Here is a 19,104-nt window from a genome sequence, read left to right on the forward strand (position 1 = left end):
GAATAAAGTATGTTAATTACGTGGTTAGAACAATTTAAGCAAAATAGTCAGATCAGTTTATTAGATCTTCATTTGGCTCAATTTTTGGTTAATAAAATTGATTGTGAAGATGAAGTCATTGCTAAACGTTTTGCTTTTTTAGTTTTATCCTTAAGTATGGAAGTAAGAGCAGGGCACGTGTGCCTTGATCTTACTCGATTAGAAAATATTGAGCCACAAATCTGGTCAGAACTTTATTCACCGACGAATGACGATTGGGTTAATGTACTTAAGTTAGCATCTAATAAACATGTTGTCAGTTTTGGTGAACAACTCGCACCTTTAGTTTTTATTGAAAACAAACTCTATTTTCAACGCATGTGGTTAGATGAACGTTTTGTTGCGCAATATTTCAATCAAACTCAATTGGATATTACGTCGAGTATCGACTTAAAGAAAATACTCGACCAACTCTTTACTCACAACAGCGCAAGTATTGACTGGCAAAAAATTGCTGTTGCTGTTGCATTAACACGAAAAGTTGCCATCATCTCTGGTGGACCGGGAACAGGTAAAACAACTACCGTAGCTAAAATTCTAGCTGGAATCGTATTAAACAACCCAGCAACACGAATCGTAGCAGCTGCGCCAACCGGCAAAGCTGCATCACGATTAACTGAATCATTAGGGCGAGCAATTGAACAGCTATCTTTTGAATCATTAAATATTAAAACCGAAGCGGTAACACTTCATCGACTATTGGGCGCAAAGACTGATAATCGCTCTTTTAGTTATAACAAGAACAACCAATTACATATCGATGTTCTTGTAATTGATGAAGCCTCAATGGTTGATCTCAATATGATGGCGAGAATTATTGAAGCCTTACCGACTTCTGCCCGATTAATTTTATTAGGTGACAAAGACCAACTTTCATCGGTTGAGGCCGGAGCGGTCTTTGGAGACTTATGTCACTTTATTTCAAATGGGTATAGTCAATCAAGGGCAGATGAGCTAAGTAAGTTAACCGGCTATACCATCCCAATTACGGATCAACCTGTAACAACAATCGCTGATAGCATCTGTTTACTGAAAAAAAGTTATCGATTTAACGAGTCATCCGGTATTGGATTGTTAGCAAATGCAGTAAAAGAAGGGCAGTATCATAATGTTAAAAAGCTACTTGCTGATAATACATTACAAGATGTCAGTTATTATGAACTTTCATCAAATCAAATCTACCAAGTTCTATTGGAAGACTGTATTGAACACTATAAAGATTACTTAAATGCCATTAGACATCACGCCAATAATGATATCGCTACAGTTTTAACTAAATTCGCTCAATGCCGTTTATTATGTGCTGTGCGTGAAGGAAAATTTGGCGTAAAAGGATTAAATAAACAAATTGAACTGCTACTAGCCAAACATAAATTGATCAAATTAAATCAACGTGAACAATGGTATATCGGTCGACCAGTTATGATTTTACGTAACAGCACATCGTTAGGTTTATACAACGGTGATATAGGAATTACACTAACAGCTGAACATGATAGTTCTAAATTGCGAGTCTATTTTCCATTTTCTGATGGAGTCATTAAAGGTTTTTCACCTTATCGACTACCTGAACATGAAACAGCCTATGCAATGACAATACACAAATCACAAGGTTCTGAATTTGATCATGTAAATATAATACTACCCACTGAATTCTCACCGTTACTTAATCGCTCTCTACTCTATACGGCAATCACTAGGGCGAAAAAGTCAGTATCCATTTACGCTGATGCCAAAATATTAGAGTGCGTGGTTAAAAGTCAAATACATCGGGAAAGTGGATTAGTTGAGCAAATAGCAAATTATTCGCAAAAGAATTAAAGAAAAGATTAAGCAAGCACCAACTAATAATAGCTGGTGCTTTTTATATATTAATGGATGATCTTCGCTAAAAAGTCTTTAGCACGATCAGATTGTGGATTAGTAAAGAACTGTTCTTTAGAAGTATCTTCAATGATCTCACCGGCATCCATAAAAATAACGCGATGCGCAACTTTGCGAGCAAAGCCCATTTCATGGGTCACAACCATCATTGTCATCCCTTCATAGGCTAATTCAACCATAACGTCTAACACTTCGTTAACCATTTCTGGATCAAGTGCTGAAGTTGGTTCATCAAATAACATAACAATTGGATCCATACAAAGTGCACGAGCAATCGCAACACGTTGTTGTTGTCCACCAGAAAGTTGAGCAGGGAATTTATCGGCATGTGCTAACAAACCCACACGATCTAAAAGAGAAAGGGCTTTTTCACGTGCTTCTTCATTTGATCGGCCAAGCACTTTAACTTGAGCTAGTGTCAGATTCTTCAAAATTGTCAGATGTGGGAAAAGCTCAAAATGCTGAAACACCATACCCACTTTAGAACGTAGTTTTGCTAAATTAGTCGATGGATCAGTAATCTCAGTACCATCAATCGTAATTTTACCTTTCTGAATAGGCTCTAAACCATTAACGGTTTTAATTAATGTTGATTTACCAGAACCTGATGGTCCACAGACAACAACAACTTCGCCTTTACCTACTTTAGTAGTACAGTTTTTTAATACTTGAAATTTTCCGTACCATTTTGATACATTTTCTAAGGAGATCATCTACTTATCCCTTTCTTGAAATAATTAACTAAACGAGAAGCAGTATAACAAATTATAAAGTAACTTATTGCTGCAAAAATAATCATTGAATACTTAACTGTGCCACCTTGAACGACACCAATTTGTGTCACACTTGCACCAAATAAATCAATTAAACTCATCACATAAACTAAAGATGTATCTTGGAACAAGATAATACCTTGGGTTAATAACAATGGTACCATTGATCTAAATGCTTGCGGTAATATTATCAAACGCATTGCCTGGCCTTTAGTCATACCCAACGCATAAGCGGCATGATACTGACCTTTAGCAACGGCATTAATACCAGCACGAATGATTTCTGAATAATAGGCTGCTTCAAATAAAGCAAACGCAATCATTGCTGAAACAACCCTAACATCAGCATATGGTGGCAAATTAAATACATGCTTAATAACTTGTGGTAATGCTAAATAGAACCATAACAACACTAATAGTAATGGAATGGAACGGAATAAATTGACATAACATTTAGCAAAAATATTTAAAATTTTATTATTTGATAAACGCATTAAAGCTAGCACAGTTCCCCAAATAATACCGAATACAACAGCGGTAAAGGTGATCTTAGTTGTTAGCCATAATCCAGATAACAATAAATGATAATTGTTTAAAACCAATGAAGGTATATCTGCAATCCAACTTAAAATTTGCATATTAACCTCCATGACTCATATTAGGTAAGCGTGTATGTTTTTCAACAAAACGCATAATCGTTAACACAGCATAGTTTATCAACATAAACGCAATGGTAACGCCACATAATATTTCAATAATACTATTAGTTGCATCATTAATACGATCGATTTGACCGATCAAATCAATAAGCCCAATGGTCGAAGCCACTGATGAGTTTTTAATGATGTTGGTCATTTCAGATGTTAATGGTGGAATAATACGACGATAAGCATTAGGTAATAAAACATACATATAAGCTTGTCGATTGGTTAAACCAAGCGCAATTGCCGCATAACGTTGGCCTTTAGGTAGAGTTTGAATACCTGTTCTAACTTGTTCTGCAATACGTGCAGAAGTAAACAAACCTAAAGCGATTGCCGCAGTAATAAATGCGCTGACATTAGGAGAAATGCCAGAAATAAACCATGTTTTTAAGCTACCAGATAAAATTTCTGGAAAAAGCATATACCATAAAAACATCTGAACAAGTAATGGGATATTACGGAAAAGCTGGATATAACCGGCAGCAAAGCTATTTAGAAATTTATTTTCTAAAGTTCTGCAAATCCCTACTAGTGATCCTAGTATGAATGCAATAATCCAAGCTGTTACTGCTAATGAAACGGTAACGATAATACCGTCAAAAAGCCAGTTTAAGTAAATTCCATCACCATAAGGGGTGGATTCAAAAAATAGTGTCCAATTGAAACTCATAATATATTTATTTCACTAAATTAGATTATGTACTAAATGCAAAAACATTTAGTACATTGGATTAGAAAGATATGAAAAGTATTAATCTAATGCTTTATCATTTGGATTTGCAAAAAGCTCAACCATTTTAGGTGAAATTTCAAGAGCCATATTCGCACCTTTAGGTGGAACTGGTTGAGTAAACCATTTGTTATAAGACTCTAATGCTTTACCAGATTTTTGTGCATCAGCAATAGCTTTATCCATCAATTGTTTAAATTGGGTATCGCCTTTTCTTAACATACAACCATAGGATTCGTAAGATAATGGCTCGCCAACAATTTTCCATTCAGCTGGATTGATAGCGCGTGAACGTTCACCAGCTAAAAGTGCATCATCCATTAAAAATGCAGCAGCACGACCTGTTTCAAGGGCATTAAATGCATCACCATGATCTTTAGGCGTAATAATACGAATACCTAAATTATCTTTATTATTAATTTGATTTAATCGGACTTCAGAGGTAGTACCCGCAGTAGTTACCACATTTTTACCTTTTAAATCTTCGATACTATTAATATTGCTGTCTGCTTTCACTAAGAATCGAGTACCAACAATAAAAATGCTATCAGAAAAGCTTACTGTCTTTTGGCGCTCAAGATTGTTAGTAGTAGAACCGCATTCAAAATCATAAGTATAGTTATTAAGTAATTGAATACGCGTTTTAGAAGTAACCGGTAAATATTTAACTTTAAGATCCGGCATATTCAACTCTTTTTTAACTGCATCGACAATTAAATTAGAATAATCTTGTGAATAGCCAATAACTTCTTGTTTTTCACCATAGTAGGAAAATGGAATAGAAGATTCACGATGACCAACAACAATCACACCACTATCTTTAATTTTGGCTAATGTACCACTTAATTCTTCAGCAACAGCGGCACCACTCATTAGTCCAAGCATTGCTAATGATAACACTAATTTGGTTAATTTTGTCTTTTTGTTCATACTCATCTCCTACTGTTTAATTTGTATCATATTAAATAAATTTAATATTTTTACAAAGGGCGTATATTATAACTTATTTTTCATCATAAAAGTACTTTTTACTGTATATTTATCGATTAAAAGGACAAGCTACAACCTAGGTTTATCTAGATTTTCACAAAAATTTAACTCAGACAATTTTTTGAATTTCAATAATATACAAGCAATATTTATGCCAAAAAATTGATTATCGACGTTTTTTTACAAAAACCAAGATAAATAGCAAAGAAAGAATAAGATAATAAGCTAGATCGCCAAATCTAGCATAAGGAGTCAAACCAACAGTTGGAGATAACGTATAATTTAAAACATTGGTTTGAAATTGCGGTAATTGCTCAATAATATAACCATGATGGTCAATAATTGCTGTAATACCGGTATTGGTACTACGAATCATTGGTCGACCAAACTCTAACGCTCTAGCTTGTGCCATTTGCAAATGTTGTTTTGGCCCAATACTATCACCAAACCAAGCATCATTTGAAACGGTCAATAAAAAATCTGTATCAGGTGCAAAATTCTTCCACATCAAATTTGATAAAATTACCTCATAACAAATTGCAGTAGTAAACTTAAATCCCTTCATTGTAAGCTGAGGTTGCTTTTCTGCTCCCGCTTGCATTGACGACATAGGGATATCAAGGATATCTGCAATAGGATCTAACAACGATTGGAGTGGTGTAAACTCGCCAAAAGGTACCAAATGATGTTTTTGATATCGATTTGCGGTAGGGTATTGATATGGGGTATGTTCACCTAAAACGAGTAAAGTATTATAAATATCTGGATTTGCTTGATAACCATTATTACCAATACGATAATCAATAATACCAACTGCAATTTCACTGCCATTTGCTCTGGCTTCATTATCTAAAAACTGTAAATAAGGTTGCTGATTTATCTCGTAATCAGTAATACTGGCTTCTGACCAAATAATAATTTTATCTTTACCAAAATTCTTTTCGGTTAATGAAGCGTAGGTTTGTAAAGTGTTATCTAACTGCTCTCTGCTCCAACGTAGTGATTGTAAAATATTTCCTTGAATTAAGCTGAAATTAGCTGTCCGGGAATGATCAATGGTTGTCCAATTAATTGAATTGAGTGAAACTGGTGCAAAAATGATCGCAAATAGTGCGACAATTGCACCAAATGTGTGCTTTATAAAGGCTGATTGCTTGAAATGGTACAAATAATAAACACCCAATCCACAGCATATAGTAAAGAGTAACGTTACCCCATTAATTCCAACGATTGGGAAATAATTTCGTAAAGGGCTATCAAGTTGACTATAACCTAATTCTAACCAAGCGAATCCTGTTAAAATATAGCCTCGTAAAAATTCGGTAACTTGCCACAAAATTGGTGCCAGTAAAACCAATTGTTTCATTGAACACTTAGTTGCAAAACGGTCACAGGCTCTCAATAACCAAGCAAATAGCATTGGATAGAGTGCTAAATAGCTAACTAACAGCCCCAAAATAATAATCGCAACTGACGTTGGCACTTCGCCATATTGTTTAATACTGATATAAACCCAGTGAACACCAGCTAAAAAGTAGCCAACACCCCAACTAAAGCCAACTAGCATAGCTTGCTTTTTTGTTTTATCAGCAACTAACCATAAAAGCCCAGCAAAAGACACAAAGGCAATCGGCCAAAAATGGAAGGGCGCGTAACTAAATACGGCAATGGCGCCTAAAAAAAGGCTCAATAGAATGTGCTTAAGCATTTTGCTCTAAATTAGGAACAACTGCATCTTCAGGAATTGTGACATGCAATTGAATAATTCGTCTACGGTCAACAATGGTTACCTTAAATTGATAGCCATCGATAGTAATCGTCTCGCCACGAATTGGTAAACGCCCAAAATGTTGCATCACCAAACCGCCGATAGTATCCATCTCCTCATCACTAAATGAGGTGCCAAAGATCTCATTAAAATCTTCAACTGGCGTAAGGGCACGAACGGAGTACATAGTTGGTGATAAACGACGAATATCCCGATCTTCAACCTCATCGTATTCATCCTCAATATCGCCAACAATAAGTTCTAAAATATCCTCGATAGTCACTAAACCTGAAACGCCACCAAACTCATCAATGGCCATCGCCATATGATAGCGCTGCATACGAAACTCTTTTAACATATGATCAACGCGTTTACTTTCAGGAACAACAACAGTCGGTCTAAGGATCTTCTTCAAGTCAAAATCATTAACACCTTGTCGAATATAAATAAGTAAATCCTTGGCTAAAAGTACTCCCTCAATATGGTCTCTATCTTCACTAATAACCGGGTAGCGTGAATGGCCGTGTTCAGAAATAATATCTAAACATTCATCAAGGGAAAAATTATCTTTGATTGTTACAATTTGAGAGCGGGGGATCATGATATCGCGAACGCGCTGATCAGCTATATCCATTACACCTTCGATCATATCAAGGGTATCTGGATCAATAAGTTCGTTTTCTTCTGCTTCACGAATCACTTCAATAAGTTCATCTTTATCTTTTGGTTCTGAATTGAATAATTGACTTAACCATAATGTAAACCCTTTTTTGGGTCTCCGGTGATTATCATCACTCATTTGCTCTCTTCCTTTCATATATCAAATGTATTTTGAGTTATAATTTTATATTAAACAGACTATTAAAAATTAGTCATCTAATCAATTAATAAATAAGGATTATCAAATCCTAACTGTGCCATTATATCGATTTCGATATTTTCCATTTCTTCGGCTTCTTCGTCAAGGATATGATCATATCCTAATAAATGCAAACAGCCATGAACAATCATATGCGCCCAATGTGATGTTAACGACTTATGTTGCTCAATTGCTTCAGCTTCAACCACTTGCTTACAAATCACCAAATCGCCAAGTAATGGAACATCAATTTCAACCGGCGATTCAAAAGGAAACGACAAAACATTGGTTGGCTTATCTTTATTGCGATAAGTATGATTAAGGTGTTGACTCTCTTCCTTATCGACAATCCGAATAGTGATTTCAGCATTCTCCACAAACTGCGGTAAAATTACCTCTAACCACTGCATAATTTGTTGCTCACTTGGCAGATTATCTTGCTGCTCGGTGGCAATTTGCAAATCTAAAATATTCATTCAAATATCCAACCTATTCACGATGATAAGGATGATTAGCCGTTAAACTCCAAGCACGGTAAAGGCTTTCAGATACAATCACTCTAACTAGTGGATGTGGTAGCGTTAAAGGTGATAGCGACCAACTCTGCTCAGCAGCAGCTTTACAAGCGGGAGATAGCCCCTCAGGTCCACCAATTAACAAACTAACATCACGCCCATCTGCTTTCCAACGTTCAAGTTGCTTAGCTAAATCATGAGTGGTATAAGGTTTACCGGGAATATCTAGCGTCACAATGCGATTACCTTTACTACAAGAAGCCAGCATCTGCTCACCTTCTTTATCTAAAATACGCGCAATATCGGCATTTTTAGTCCGTTTTCCTGCGGGGATTTCAATGAGTTCTAAAGGCATATCTTTGGGGAATCGAGATTGGTAATCATCAAAAGCGGTGGTTACCCAATTTGGCATCTTGTTGCCAACAGCAATAAGCTGTAGTTTCACGTAACTAACTCCAAAGCTTCTCGAGTTCGTATAATTGTCGGCTCTCTTCTTGCATTATATGAACGATCACCGAATCCATATCAACGACTACCCAATCCGCATCATTTTGGCCTTCACTGCCTAATACCACATGTCCTTGCTTTTTAGCTTCATCAAGTAGATGCCCTGCAATTGACGAAACATGACGATTTGAAGTTCCAGTACAAATAATCATATAGTCGGTGATACTTGACTTACCACGCACATCAAGGGTAACAATATCCTTGCCTTTTAAATCATCAATTTTATCAATAATAAAGTCTTGTAATGATTGTTGCAAAATATACTCTCTACTAATATACATAAAGCGCTAGTATAGCATATTTTTTCAAAATCGCCTTGAAAATAGCACATCTCAATCAGTACAAATCAAAAAATGTGAGGAGCGCACTTTTTAAAATAAAAAAAGTTGAGGAACGGGGTTTTTGACACCCCAAATCTTACAACTCAACCACCTGATCAAACAATGGATTATCCGTTAATCTATGTGTAACCATCAGCAGAGTTTTATCGTAGTTTTTGATAAGTTCAATTATCTGCAGTTCAGTTTGTTGGTCAAGACTTTCGGTAGGCTCATCCATCAACATTAATGGTGAATTATGTAGTAATGCCCGAGCAATACCGATACGTCGAGTTTCACCACCTGATAATGATCGTCCTCCTTGCCCTAATGGCAAATCTAAACCCTGATTGGTTGAGATCAATTTGGAAAGCCCAACTTGATGTAAAATATCCATTAACTGTTGATCAGAAGCGTTTGGATTACCGATTAACAAATTTTGTCTAAGCGAGTCACTAAAAATAGTTATCACTTGAGGAACCACAGCAATCGCCTGACGTAAAGTTGGCTCGTCAAGTTGATTAATCGGTATATCGTTGATAAAGATATTACCTGAAGTGGGTTCCCACGCGCGCGTGACTAAATTAAGTAATGTAGATTTGCCACAACCGGTTTTACCAATTAAGCCAATATGTTTACCGGCTTCAACTGTTAATGAAAAATGGCTTAAAACTGCAAAAGGTTGATTTGGGTAGCTAAAGCAAACATCTTCAAACCGCAGTTTTGCGGTAGTCAAATCTATCGATCTGCCTTGCTCGACAAACTGGATATCTGGTGTTTGATCAAATAAAGCTGTTGTTCGTTTGGCTGACGCTAATACTTGCCCTAAAAAGATAAATGCAGTAGGGATTGGTGCTAAAATTTCACTACTAGCAAGGCAGACAAACACAAATAGGGCAACTAAAGGCGATAATGTATATTGAGTGATAAGCCAAAGCACTAACAAAGTCAAAAAGCCAGCAATTAATACCACAAGAGCACTCGAGAGAGCCATTAAAGTAGACTGCTTTTGTTGATGATAAAGCCAATCTGATTCAAGTTTGTCGAGTTTTGAGCGATAACGATCTTGCGCATTAAATAAAGTCAGTTCAGCTTGGCCTTGTAGATAATTAACCAACAATGCGCGATACTCACTTTGCTGTTTAGCCAGTATTTCGCCTAATTGTTTACCTGCATAATAAAAGATCACCGGTATAGCAAGTAGAGTAGTAGTTAGTACCATGCTGATAATTAATGCAATAGGAAAGTTGATATAACTTAATCCGACAAACAAGAGCACAATAATTACCAGTGCCGTTACAATAGGTGAAAAGAGTTTTAGATAGAGATGATCAAGGGCATCAATATCCACAATAAAACGATTAAGAAGATCGGCTTTTTGATATTGGGATAACTGGTTAGCGCTTAAAGGAAGAATTTTTTTAAATGCTAATGTTCTTAAATACGCTAATATTTTAAAGGTGGTATTGTGATCAACCAAACGCTCAGCATAACGGGATGCCGTTCGCATAATGGCAGCAGCCCTTACGCCCGCGGCAGGTAACATATAATTAAACGTATATAAACCCGCCACACCGACTACCGCGGTAGAAGCTAAAAACCATCCAGATAAAGAAAGTAAAAAAACACTGGCAAATAATGTAAGAATAGCTAAACCTAATCCAATAACAATTTGCCAAAAGTAGTGCTTATAAAGTGCAATATAGGGACGTAATAGCGCTAGCATAAGCTCTCCTTGATGGCGTTAAGTTGTCCTTTCGACAATTTCCATACTTGGTCAAATTCATGCATATCATCATGTTGATGGGTGATAGTGATACTATTTGTCGCAATATCATAGGGTGCCAACTGCTGAACTGTCTGCTTATCTAAACTTGCGGTCGGTTCATCAAGTATCAGTAATTGGCAAGGTTTCAGCATTGCTCTAGCAAGGGCGATGCGCTGAGCTTGTCCGACTGATAATCTAACCGCATCTTCACCAACTTGGGTATCGACGCCTTCTGGTAATTGATCGATAACATCAGATAATTGCGCTTTTGCAATAACCTCGTCAATTTCATTGGCGCTCGCCATGGGTTTACCCAGTAGAATATTTTCACGAATCGAACCATTAATCAAATAAGGATTTTGCCCAATCCAACTGATTTGATGTTGCCAACTTACTAAATCAAGCTGATTAAATTCAATCCCATTAATTTTTAGCGAACCCTGATAAGGTAAAAAGCCAAGCAATACTTGCATTATAGAACTTTTACCTTCACCACTAGTACCAATTAACGCTAATTTAAATGGCGCTTGTAATGAAAAGCTAAGCGGGCCAACAATAGGCATCCCTTCGTTAGATAACACGATAAGATCTTTCGCTTCAATTGTTTTTAAAACATTTATTTCAGAAGGAATGGTTGATGATGATTGATTAGACTCGTTTTTTTTCTGAACGCTATCAAGTGGCAATTTTTTATTTAAAAAAGTTTCAATATTATCAGCTGCGGCAATGGCTTCTGCTTTGGCATGATAATAGACTCCCAAATCACGTAGCGGTTGAAAATATTCAGGTGCTAAAATCAAGGCAAAAAAACCAGCAAATAACGTGACCGTGCCATTATAAGCACCAAAATCAAACTCCCCTAAATACGAAAAACCAAAATAGACCGCCACAATTGCAATCGAAATCGACGTAAAAAATTCCAAAACCGCTGATGACAAAAACGCCATCTTTAATACTTGCATCGTTTTAATTCGAAAATCTTCAGACGCCTTGGCAATTTGCTCGGTTTGCTGTTTGCCTTGATTAAATAAGCGAATAGTACTCAGCCCTTTAAGGCGATCTAAAAAGTGCCCACTTAAATAAGAGAGTGCTTTAAAATGACGACGATTAATATCCGCGGCTCCCATTCCCACTAAAATCATAAAAATAGGAATTAGCGGAGCAGTACAAAGCAAAATAACGGCCGCGGCCCAGTTAAAAGGGAAAATAGCAATACAAATTAATATCGGCACCATACTTGCCAGGCGCATTTGCGGTAAATAGCGAGCAAAAAAATCATGCAAATTATCGACCTGCTCAATAACTAAGGTACTCCAAGCTCCAGTAGTACTTTGACTTAAATATGCAGGACCAAACAATTCAAACTGATCGATAATTTTTTGCCGAATTTGTTGGCGGATTTTTTGGCCTAAAGCAAAGTTAATCTTTTCACGAAAGTAAATAAGCAAGCCACGCGCCAATAGGATGACAAGTAAAGATAAAAAATAAGGGAAAACTTTGGTAAAAGGAGTCTGATCGATGATCAACTTCTGCAAAATAATCGCCAATAAAGCAGCTTGGCCGATCATTAATAGACTCAACAAAAAACCGAATAAAACTGAAGCACGCAAATCTGGTTTATGCATTTTTGTGTGCTGTTTTAACCAGCTAAGTAAATAATTTTGACGTTTTTTATCTAGTGTCATTTTAATTTATCTAAATAATGTTCAGCATCTAACGCAGCCATACAGCCTGTTCCTGCCGAGGTAATGGCTTGTCGATAAATATGATCCATAACATCGCCCGCAGCAAAAATTCCTTCTACGCTAGTTTGTGTTGCATTACCTTCAGTACCTGATTTCACCTTGATATAACCATTATCAAGTTCAAGTTGGCCTTCAAAAATTGCAGTATTGGGTTTATGACCAATAGCAATAAATACCCCCATTACTGATAACTCTTCGGTTAGATCAGAATCGATAGTACTTCGTAATCTTACACCCGTTACGCCCATATTATCGCCAAGAATTTCATCGACGATTTGATGAGTATGCAAAATGACTTTACCTTCTTGTACTTTTTCAGCTAAACGATTCATTAAGATTTTTTCAGCCCTAAAACTATCGCGACGGTGGATTAAATGGACTTCACTGGCAATATTAGCCAAGTAAAGGGTCTCTTCAATCGCAGTATTACCGCCACCAACTACAGCCACTTTCTGATTACGATAAAAGAAACCGTCACATGTAGCACAGGCTGACACACCTTTACTTTTAAAAGTTTCTTCAGAAGGCAACCCGAGATATTGTGCGGAGGCACCAGTTGCAATGATTAACGCATCACAACTATACTCCGTATCGCTACCAAATAGTTTGAATGGCTTTTGGCTAAAATCAACGCTATCGATATGATCGATAATAATTTCGGTATCAAATCGTTCGGCATGTTGTTGCATTTTCACCATAAGTTCAGGACCCGTTAATTCTGGATTTGCTGCTGGCCAGTTTTCGATCTCGGTCGTGGTGGTAAGTTGTCCACCTTGTTGAGTGCCAGTTATTAATACTGGAGAGAGATTTGCTCGCGCGGCATAAACCGCTGCGGTATAGCCAGCAGGGCCTGACCCTAAAATTAATAAACGGGCATGTTTGGTTTTCATTTTGTATCCTTCCTATTATTCTGGCTAAATAAAATATGATTAGCGCAATTTATAGATGATAAGTCTAACATTATCAACTATTTTCTTGTAAAAAAAATGTTTATTACAGCAATAGGTGAAGGTGATAAATAACACGGAGTAACGTTAATTTTCCTTATATTTTCAACTTGTTAAATTAACTTATGTTTTTAACAAATTGATTTTATTTATCTAAAGTTTTTATAAGTTTTAATAATTAATTATTACTGTTTTAATCATTAGGCGATAACGCCTTCACTCGAAATACGACAAGCCACCATTAAAAAAATGGAAATGCTATCAGCTAAAACTACGTGGGTAAAAGAAATTTTAAACTCAACTCAGCAGAATATTAACGATTCAAAAATCGCAAATATATTATTGGGTGTTGAATTTATTTTAGATTCACTATCAGTAAATGCGCAAACGCTCAATAACACGTCTGAATAATTGTTAAAAAAAGATTTAATGCCGCCAGTTGACGACATTAAACTAATAATAATTAAGATAGGAAAGTGGTGATATCTTCAAGTGACCAACGAATATGAGGTGGTTGCTCATCAATACGATAACCAAACGCTAAACACAGCCCAACACCAAATACATCACGACTAAATGTTGGAATATGTTTTTCTAAAATATTAATTACCTTATCATATTGGAATCCGCCAAGGGCACAAGAATCTATACCATGATAAGCCGCTGTGGTCATCATATTTGCAGCAGCAATATAGTCTTGCATTTCTGACCAGCTATCAGCATTTAAACCTTCTCGTAAACCATAGGCAATATAGTTAAGAAAATCTTGGCTGGCTTTATCAATTGCCGTTTGATCGTTCTGATCGGGCAATGATCTTGCAATCGACTGACGTAAATAAGGACTTTGCAAAGTAAAATTATTCGCTTTACGATAAAGTAAGATCACAAAATGTGAACAGCTAGTAACTTGTTCTTGGTTATAACAAGCAGCACGCAATTCAGCTTTGATATCTGCATTATCGACAACGACAAAATGCCAAGGCTCAAAACCAAACGAAGAAGGCGATAAACGACCCGCGTCTAAAATAATTTCAATATCGCTATGACTAATCTTTTTTGATTCATCAAACCGTTTACAAGCATGTCTAAACTCCAAAGCTAACGATAGTTTGTCCATAATGTCTCCTAAGATTTCTTATTCCATGGTGCCACTTTCAACAGTAACACCATGCCGGGTATTGCTAATAGCGTACATAAACCAAAAAAGTTGGTCCATCCTAAATATTCAACCATAATTCCTGTTGTTGAATTAATCAATGTTCGAGGAATAGAAGCGATGCTGCTAAATAACGCAAACTGTGTTGCAGTATATAATGGATTCGTGGTTTTGGCTATAAAAGCAACAAAAGCTGCCGAACCAAGACCAACCCCCAATGATTCAATACTGATCACTATGGCTAACATTATTTTTTCACTGACACCAATATCATTAAAAGGGCCTTCAATTGATAACCAGGCAAAACCTAAAATAGAAAAGACTTGAACAAAACCAAAGTACCATAAAGCCCGATTAATCCCTATTTTTATCATCAAAATGCCGCCCATAATTCCGCCTAATATCCCTGGCCATAATTGCGCATTTTTAGCGATCAAACCAATGTCTGGTAGGCTGAATCCCATTTTCATATAAAAAGTAGTCGCTAACGATGTCGCCATGCTATCGCCTAACTTATATAAAAATATAAAGGCCAAAATGATCATCGCGGATTTAACGCCTTTTCTTTTAATAAATTCTAAAAAAGGATTGATAATAATATCTTCAAAATTATGGGATTTTGGTATTGGTTTATTAATTGGTTCTTTTATCAACAAGGTAATAATTATCACGGGCAACATAAATAGCGCCGTGACCATAAAAACGCTACTCCAAGGTAAAAAATGAGATAAGATTAGCGATAATGAACCGGGCACCAAACTGGCAAGACGATAAACGTTAATATGAATACTGTTCCCTAATCCAAGTTCAGTATCAGAAAGAATTTCTTGGCGAAATGCATCTAAAGCGATATCTTGCGTGGCTGAAAACAGCGCAATAATGAAACAGAGTGTAGCAATAATCCAAATATTCAGAGTCGGTGAAAAACACCCCAATATTGCAATAAAAAAGAGCAATATTATTTGCGACAGAAACATCCATCCCCGTCGACGCCCCATCCCAAACAGTGAAATATTGTCCATAAATGGCGCCCAAACAAATTTAAAAATATAGGGCAGTTGAGTTAATGAAAATGCACCAATAGCTTTTATATTCAGCCCTTCACTGGTTAACCAAGCAGGTAAAAGTTGAATTAACAAATAAAAAGGAAGACCGGAAGCCAAACCAGTAAAAATACAGATAAGCATTTTAGTGGAAAAGATAGTCCTAAGAAGAGAAACTTGTTTTTTATTCATTAGTTAACATTATCGGTCAGTTATATAGCAAAGTGCTATCATAGCATATTAATAAAAAAAATAATTGCTAAAGCTAACATAAAGCGTTTTACTATACAGGTTAATTTTTAACTCAACATTCAAAAGTAAGCATTTAATCAACATTCGCCAAAAAAATATCAAGTAAACAATGCGTTTCAATCATCACTAAAACTTAAAAGATGCATTAATTAAACGCCTATAAGGGGGATTGCAGTATGAAAGAAACAGTCAAAGTCGCTGTTTTTAGCAGTAAGCATTACGACAAAGAACATCTCGAAATCGCCAACAAACACTTTGGTTTTGATATCGAATATTATGAGCATAAATTAAGCCATAAAACGGTTGTCACCGCGCAAGGTTATGATGCTGTTTGTGTATTTGTTAACGACGAAGTTGATAAATTAGTTCTACAAAAATTAGCCCATTATGGTATTAAAATCTTAGCATTACGCTGTGCGGGTTTTGATAATGTTGATCTTGATGAAGCAAAAAAATTAGGGATCACCGTTGTTCGTGTGCCAGCTTATTCTCCTGAAGCGGTGGCTGAACATGCGGTTGCATTGATGATGACACTAAACCGCAGAACCCACAAAGCTTACCAACGTACTCGCGACGCTAACTTCTCGTTAGACGGCTTAACAGGTTTTAACATGCATAATCGTACAGCAGGTGTGATTGGAACGGGTAAAATTGGCCAAGCAGTGATCCGCATCTTAAAAGGATTCGGCATGAATATCCTTGCTTATGATCCTTATCCAAATGATATCGCTGTTGAATTAGGTGCACAATATGTTCAATTAGACGAACTCTATGCCAAATCAGATGTTATCACCTTACATTGCCCAATGTCTCCTGAAAATTATCATCTACTAAATAAAGAGTCATTCAACAAAATGAAAAATGGTGTGATGATTATCAACACAAGCCGAGGTGGTTTATTGGATGCAACCGCTGCAATCGAAGCGTTAAAACAGACCAAAATCGGTGCACTAGGTATGGATGTTTACGAAAACGAACGAGACCTATTTTTCGAAGATAAATCTAATGATGTCATATTAGATGACGTATTCCGTCGATTATCAGCCTGCCATAACGTGATTTTTACTGGTCATCAAGCGTTTTTAACCCAAGAAGCACTATTAAATATCTCTGACACAACCTTAAATAATATAGCGCAAATAGCAGCAGGAAAAGAGTGTCAAAATATTGTTAAATAACAATAAATAATTTAATATGTCGCCGTTTTTTAACTAAATGAATATGGATGATTTATGCAACGTATCGTTATTTGTGTCATGATGGTTTTATGGCTCACTGCTTGTTCGAGTGGGGGATCATCGAAATCGCCAATGCAGCAGCATCGAGGACATTCGAATGTAAAGGGTGGCGTTTATCTAGAAAAACAACACAAAGAACCAAAAGCCAATAGTGCCCCTTTATCGGTCGATAAAGAAAAATTTATCACAATGATGGTAAATAAACATGGCTTTAATCGCCAACAACTTCGCAATGTTTTAGAACAAACCAACAAACTTGATTGGGTTATTGGTTTAATGGACAAACAAGCGCCAAAATCAGGAACGTCAAACGTACCTAATGGCGCATGGATTCGTTATAAAAATAAATTCATCACCCCAGGTAACTTACCTAAAGGTGTCGAATTTTGGAATAAATATGACAAAGATCTACAACGTGCTTACAAAGAGTACGGTGTACCACCTGAAATTATCGTCGGAATTATAGGCGTTGAAACCGGGTGGGGAAGAGTAATGGGCAAAACCAAAATTATCGACGCATTATCAACCCTAGCATTTTATTACCCAAGACGATCACAATACTTTGCTAAGGAACTTGAAGACTTCTTAATTATGTGTCGTGATGAAGGTGTTGATCCGTTTGATTTAAATGGATCATTTGCAGGAGCAATGGGCTACGGACAATTTATGCCATCAGCCTTTAGAAATCATGCTATCGACTTCAACCATGACGGTCATACCGACTTATGGGATCCGGTTGATGCAATCGGCAGTGTAGCAAACTATTTCAAAGCTCACGGCTGGCAACGAAACAAAAAAGTCGCAGTGGTTGCTGATGGTCAAGCGATCGAACTCGATACAGGCTTTAGCACCAAATATACGATTGAACATCTAGCTAAAGCAGGATTAAAACCAAAAAGCTCAATCGACGGTCATAAAGAAGTCAGCTTATTACGTTTAGACATGGGTGATAATTACCAATTTTGGTATGGACTACCTAACTTCTACGTCATCACCCGCTACAACCATAGCACACATTATGCAATGGCAGTATGGCAATTGGGATTAGCCGTTAAACAAGCTAGATAAAATTAACCTTAAAAGCAAAAGGTCGCAGTTGCGACCTTTTTTATTAATCCTAATAAACTATCTAAAAAGTTGAGGAACGGGGTTTTTGATCTTCTAAATTCCACTTCAGAACTATTTAATGATCAACATCATTAATTCTAAATGCTAAGATAAAATTTTTCAGGATCAATAATTATAATTATTAAAGTTTTGTAAATGCTATATTTTTAATTAAAACAATGAGTAGTTATTTTTTAATCATGCTTTTTTATGATCATCTTTACGAAAGTTAACGATCTAAAGTAAAAAAAGTATTGCACCTGGTTTTTTCAGTCACTATACTTTTTACATAATTTTAGCGGGATAGCTAAAACAATAATTAGAAAAATAGTAAATAAATCATAAATATACTTGACAGGATTGTCGCAGATGTTCTATAATTTTCAACAGGCAACAGGCAACAGGCAACTTGGCCAACCTCTAATTTAAATTCGCTAAAGTTAAGCACTCAATCTTCTTTTTTCACAAAAGTTCATTTTTTCGCCAGAGTCAGCGAAATTTCCAAAATTTTCGCGCGATCCTTTTTAGGATCCTTTTATCGATCCTTTTATCGATCTAATTTATCGCAGCCGATCTTTTTAGGGGTGTTTTTTTTGATCCCTTTTTCAAGTCATGCATTAACCTCTAAAACAACTAATATTATTCATGGCAGTGCGCCGTATTTAACCTTCGATGGAGGTCGTACACGCGTAGTTAACACTGACGATTTACTAGGGATATCCTTATCAGATGGAACGCAATATACACCATCAACGAATACTT

The 19,104-nt window shown here is 36.3% G+C and carries 17 protein-coding genes; 3 read left to right on the plus strand and 14 right to left on the minus strand.

Translation table 11 applies throughout. The annotated features are described in order from the left end of the window. The first annotated feature begins 9 nt into the window (after positions 1 to 9). Positions 10 to 1,860 (plus strand): exodeoxyribonuclease V subunit alpha, encoded by a 1,851-nt coding sequence (gene recD / locus J3U09_RS06955; RefSeq protein ID WP_267357625.1) that lies wholly within the window; start codon positions 10 to 12, stop codon positions 1,858 to 1,860. Between the two features lie 50 nt (positions 1,861 to 1,910). On the opposite strand, the gene J3U09_RS06960 is transcribed toward recD, so the two are convergent. The 14 genes from J3U09_RS06960 to J3U09_RS07025 all read right to left on the minus strand — a co-directional run bounded on the left by J3U09_RS06960 (position 1,911) and on the right by J3U09_RS07025 (position 15,937). Next, a complete protein-coding gene (locus J3U09_RS06960) occupies positions 1,911 to 2,636 on the minus strand; it encodes an amino acid ABC transporter ATP-binding protein (protein ID WP_065562137.1) in 726 nt (241 codons plus the stop codon). Continuing rightward, on the minus strand, positions 2,633 to 3,334 hold the full coding sequence (locus J3U09_RS06965) for an ABC transporter permease subunit (protein WP_065562136.1): 702 nt from the start codon (positions 3,332 to 3,334) through the stop codon (positions 2,633 to 2,635). The genes J3U09_RS06960 and J3U09_RS06965 overlap by 4 nt, the downstream gene beginning before the upstream one ends. A 1-nt stretch (position 3,335) precedes the next feature. Continuing rightward, complete coding sequence (locus J3U09_RS06970) at positions 3,336 to 4,070, minus strand: amino acid ABC transporter permease (protein WP_065734340.1); 735 nt, start codon at positions 4,068 to 4,070, stop codon at positions 3,336 to 3,338. Between the two features lie 81 nt (positions 4,071 to 4,151). Continuing rightward, complete coding sequence (locus J3U09_RS06975; protein ID WP_065562134.1) at positions 4,152 to 5,060, minus strand: glutamate/aspartate ABC transporter substrate-binding protein; 909 nt, start codon at positions 5,058 to 5,060, stop codon at positions 4,152 to 4,154. A gap of 226 nt (positions 5,061 to 5,286) precedes the next feature. Next, a complete protein-coding gene (lnt, locus tag J3U09_RS06980) occupies positions 5,287 to 6,810 on the minus strand; it encodes an apolipoprotein N-acyltransferase (protein WP_220225001.1) in 1,524 nt (507 codons plus the stop codon). A 10-nt stretch (positions 6,811 to 6,820) separates the two neighbouring features. Next, positions 6,821 to 7,687 (minus strand): CNNM family magnesium/cobalt transport protein CorC, encoded by an 867-nt coding sequence (gene corC, locus J3U09_RS06985; protein WP_065734343.1) that lies wholly within the window; start codon positions 7,685 to 7,687, stop codon positions 6,821 to 6,823. A 77-nt stretch (positions 7,688 to 7,764) separates the two neighbouring features. After that, a complete protein-coding gene (gene ybeY / locus J3U09_RS06990) occupies positions 7,765 to 8,223 on the minus strand; it encodes an rRNA maturation RNase YbeY (RefSeq protein WP_065562131.1) in 459 nt (152 codons plus the stop codon). A gap of 13 nt (positions 8,224 to 8,236) precedes the next feature. Then, the gene (gene rlmH, locus J3U09_RS06995) at positions 8,237 to 8,707 is read right to left on the minus strand and encodes a 23S rRNA (pseudouridine(1915)-N(3))-methyltransferase RlmH (protein WP_220225000.1); all 471 of its coding nucleotides are present in this window, start codon (positions 8,705 to 8,707) and stop codon (positions 8,237 to 8,239) included. Between the two features lie 4 nt (positions 8,708 to 8,711). Further along, entirely contained in the window at positions 8,712 to 9,029 is a 318-nt protein-coding gene (rsfS, locus tag J3U09_RS07000; protein ID WP_065734345.1) for a ribosome silencing factor, read from the minus strand. Positions 9,030 to 9,186: 157 nt separating this feature from the next. Beyond that, complete coding sequence (cydC, locus tag J3U09_RS07005) at positions 9,187 to 10,812, minus strand: heme ABC transporter ATP-binding protein/permease CydC (protein ID WP_267357626.1); 1,626 nt, start codon at positions 10,810 to 10,812, stop codon at positions 9,187 to 9,189. Beyond that, entirely contained in the window at positions 10,806 to 12,539 is a 1,734-nt protein-coding gene (gene cydD, locus J3U09_RS07010; protein ID WP_267357628.1) for a heme ABC transporter permease/ATP-binding protein CydD, read from the minus strand. The genes cydC and cydD overlap by 7 nt, the downstream gene beginning before the upstream one ends. Then, positions 12,536 to 13,489: a thioredoxin-disulfide reductase gene (trxB, locus tag J3U09_RS07015; protein ID WP_267357629.1), complete on the minus strand. Its 954-nt coding sequence runs from the start codon at positions 13,487 to 13,489 to the stop codon at positions 12,536 to 12,538. Before trxB ends, cydD begins: the two co-directional genes overlap by 4 nt. Before the next feature lie 520 nt (positions 13,490 to 14,009). Beyond that, positions 14,010 to 14,663: an NAD(P)H-dependent oxidoreductase gene (locus tag J3U09_RS07020; RefSeq protein WP_267357630.1), complete on the minus strand. Its 654-nt coding sequence runs from the start codon at positions 14,661 to 14,663 to the stop codon at positions 14,010 to 14,012. Positions 14,664 to 14,671: 8 nt separating this feature from the next. Then, positions 14,672 to 15,937, minus strand: a complete 1,266-nt coding sequence (locus J3U09_RS07025; RefSeq protein ID WP_267357633.1) for an AmpG family muropeptide MFS transporter — start codon at positions 15,935 to 15,937, stop codon at positions 14,672 to 14,674. 236 nt (positions 15,938 to 16,173) lie between these two features. Between J3U09_RS07025 and J3U09_RS07030 the strand changes: the two genes are divergently transcribed. Further along, positions 16,174 to 17,175 carry a 2-hydroxyacid dehydrogenase gene (locus J3U09_RS07030; RefSeq protein ID WP_065562123.1) on the plus strand — a complete coding sequence of 334 codons (1,002 nt, stop codon included), beginning with the start codon at positions 16,174 to 16,176 and terminating at the stop codon, positions 17,173 to 17,175. Positions 17,176 to 17,229: 54 nt separating this feature from the next. After that, entirely contained in the window at positions 17,230 to 18,303 is a 1,074-nt protein-coding gene (gene mltB / locus J3U09_RS07035) for a lytic murein transglycosylase B (RefSeq protein ID WP_267357635.1), read from the plus strand. Positions 18,304 to 19,104: the final 801 nt, after the last annotated feature.

Source organism: Gilliamella sp. B2889, from assembly GCF_026536885.1.
Taxonomy (GTDB): Bacteria; Pseudomonadota; Gammaproteobacteria; order Enterobacterales; family Orbaceae; genus Gilliamella; species Gilliamella apicola_E.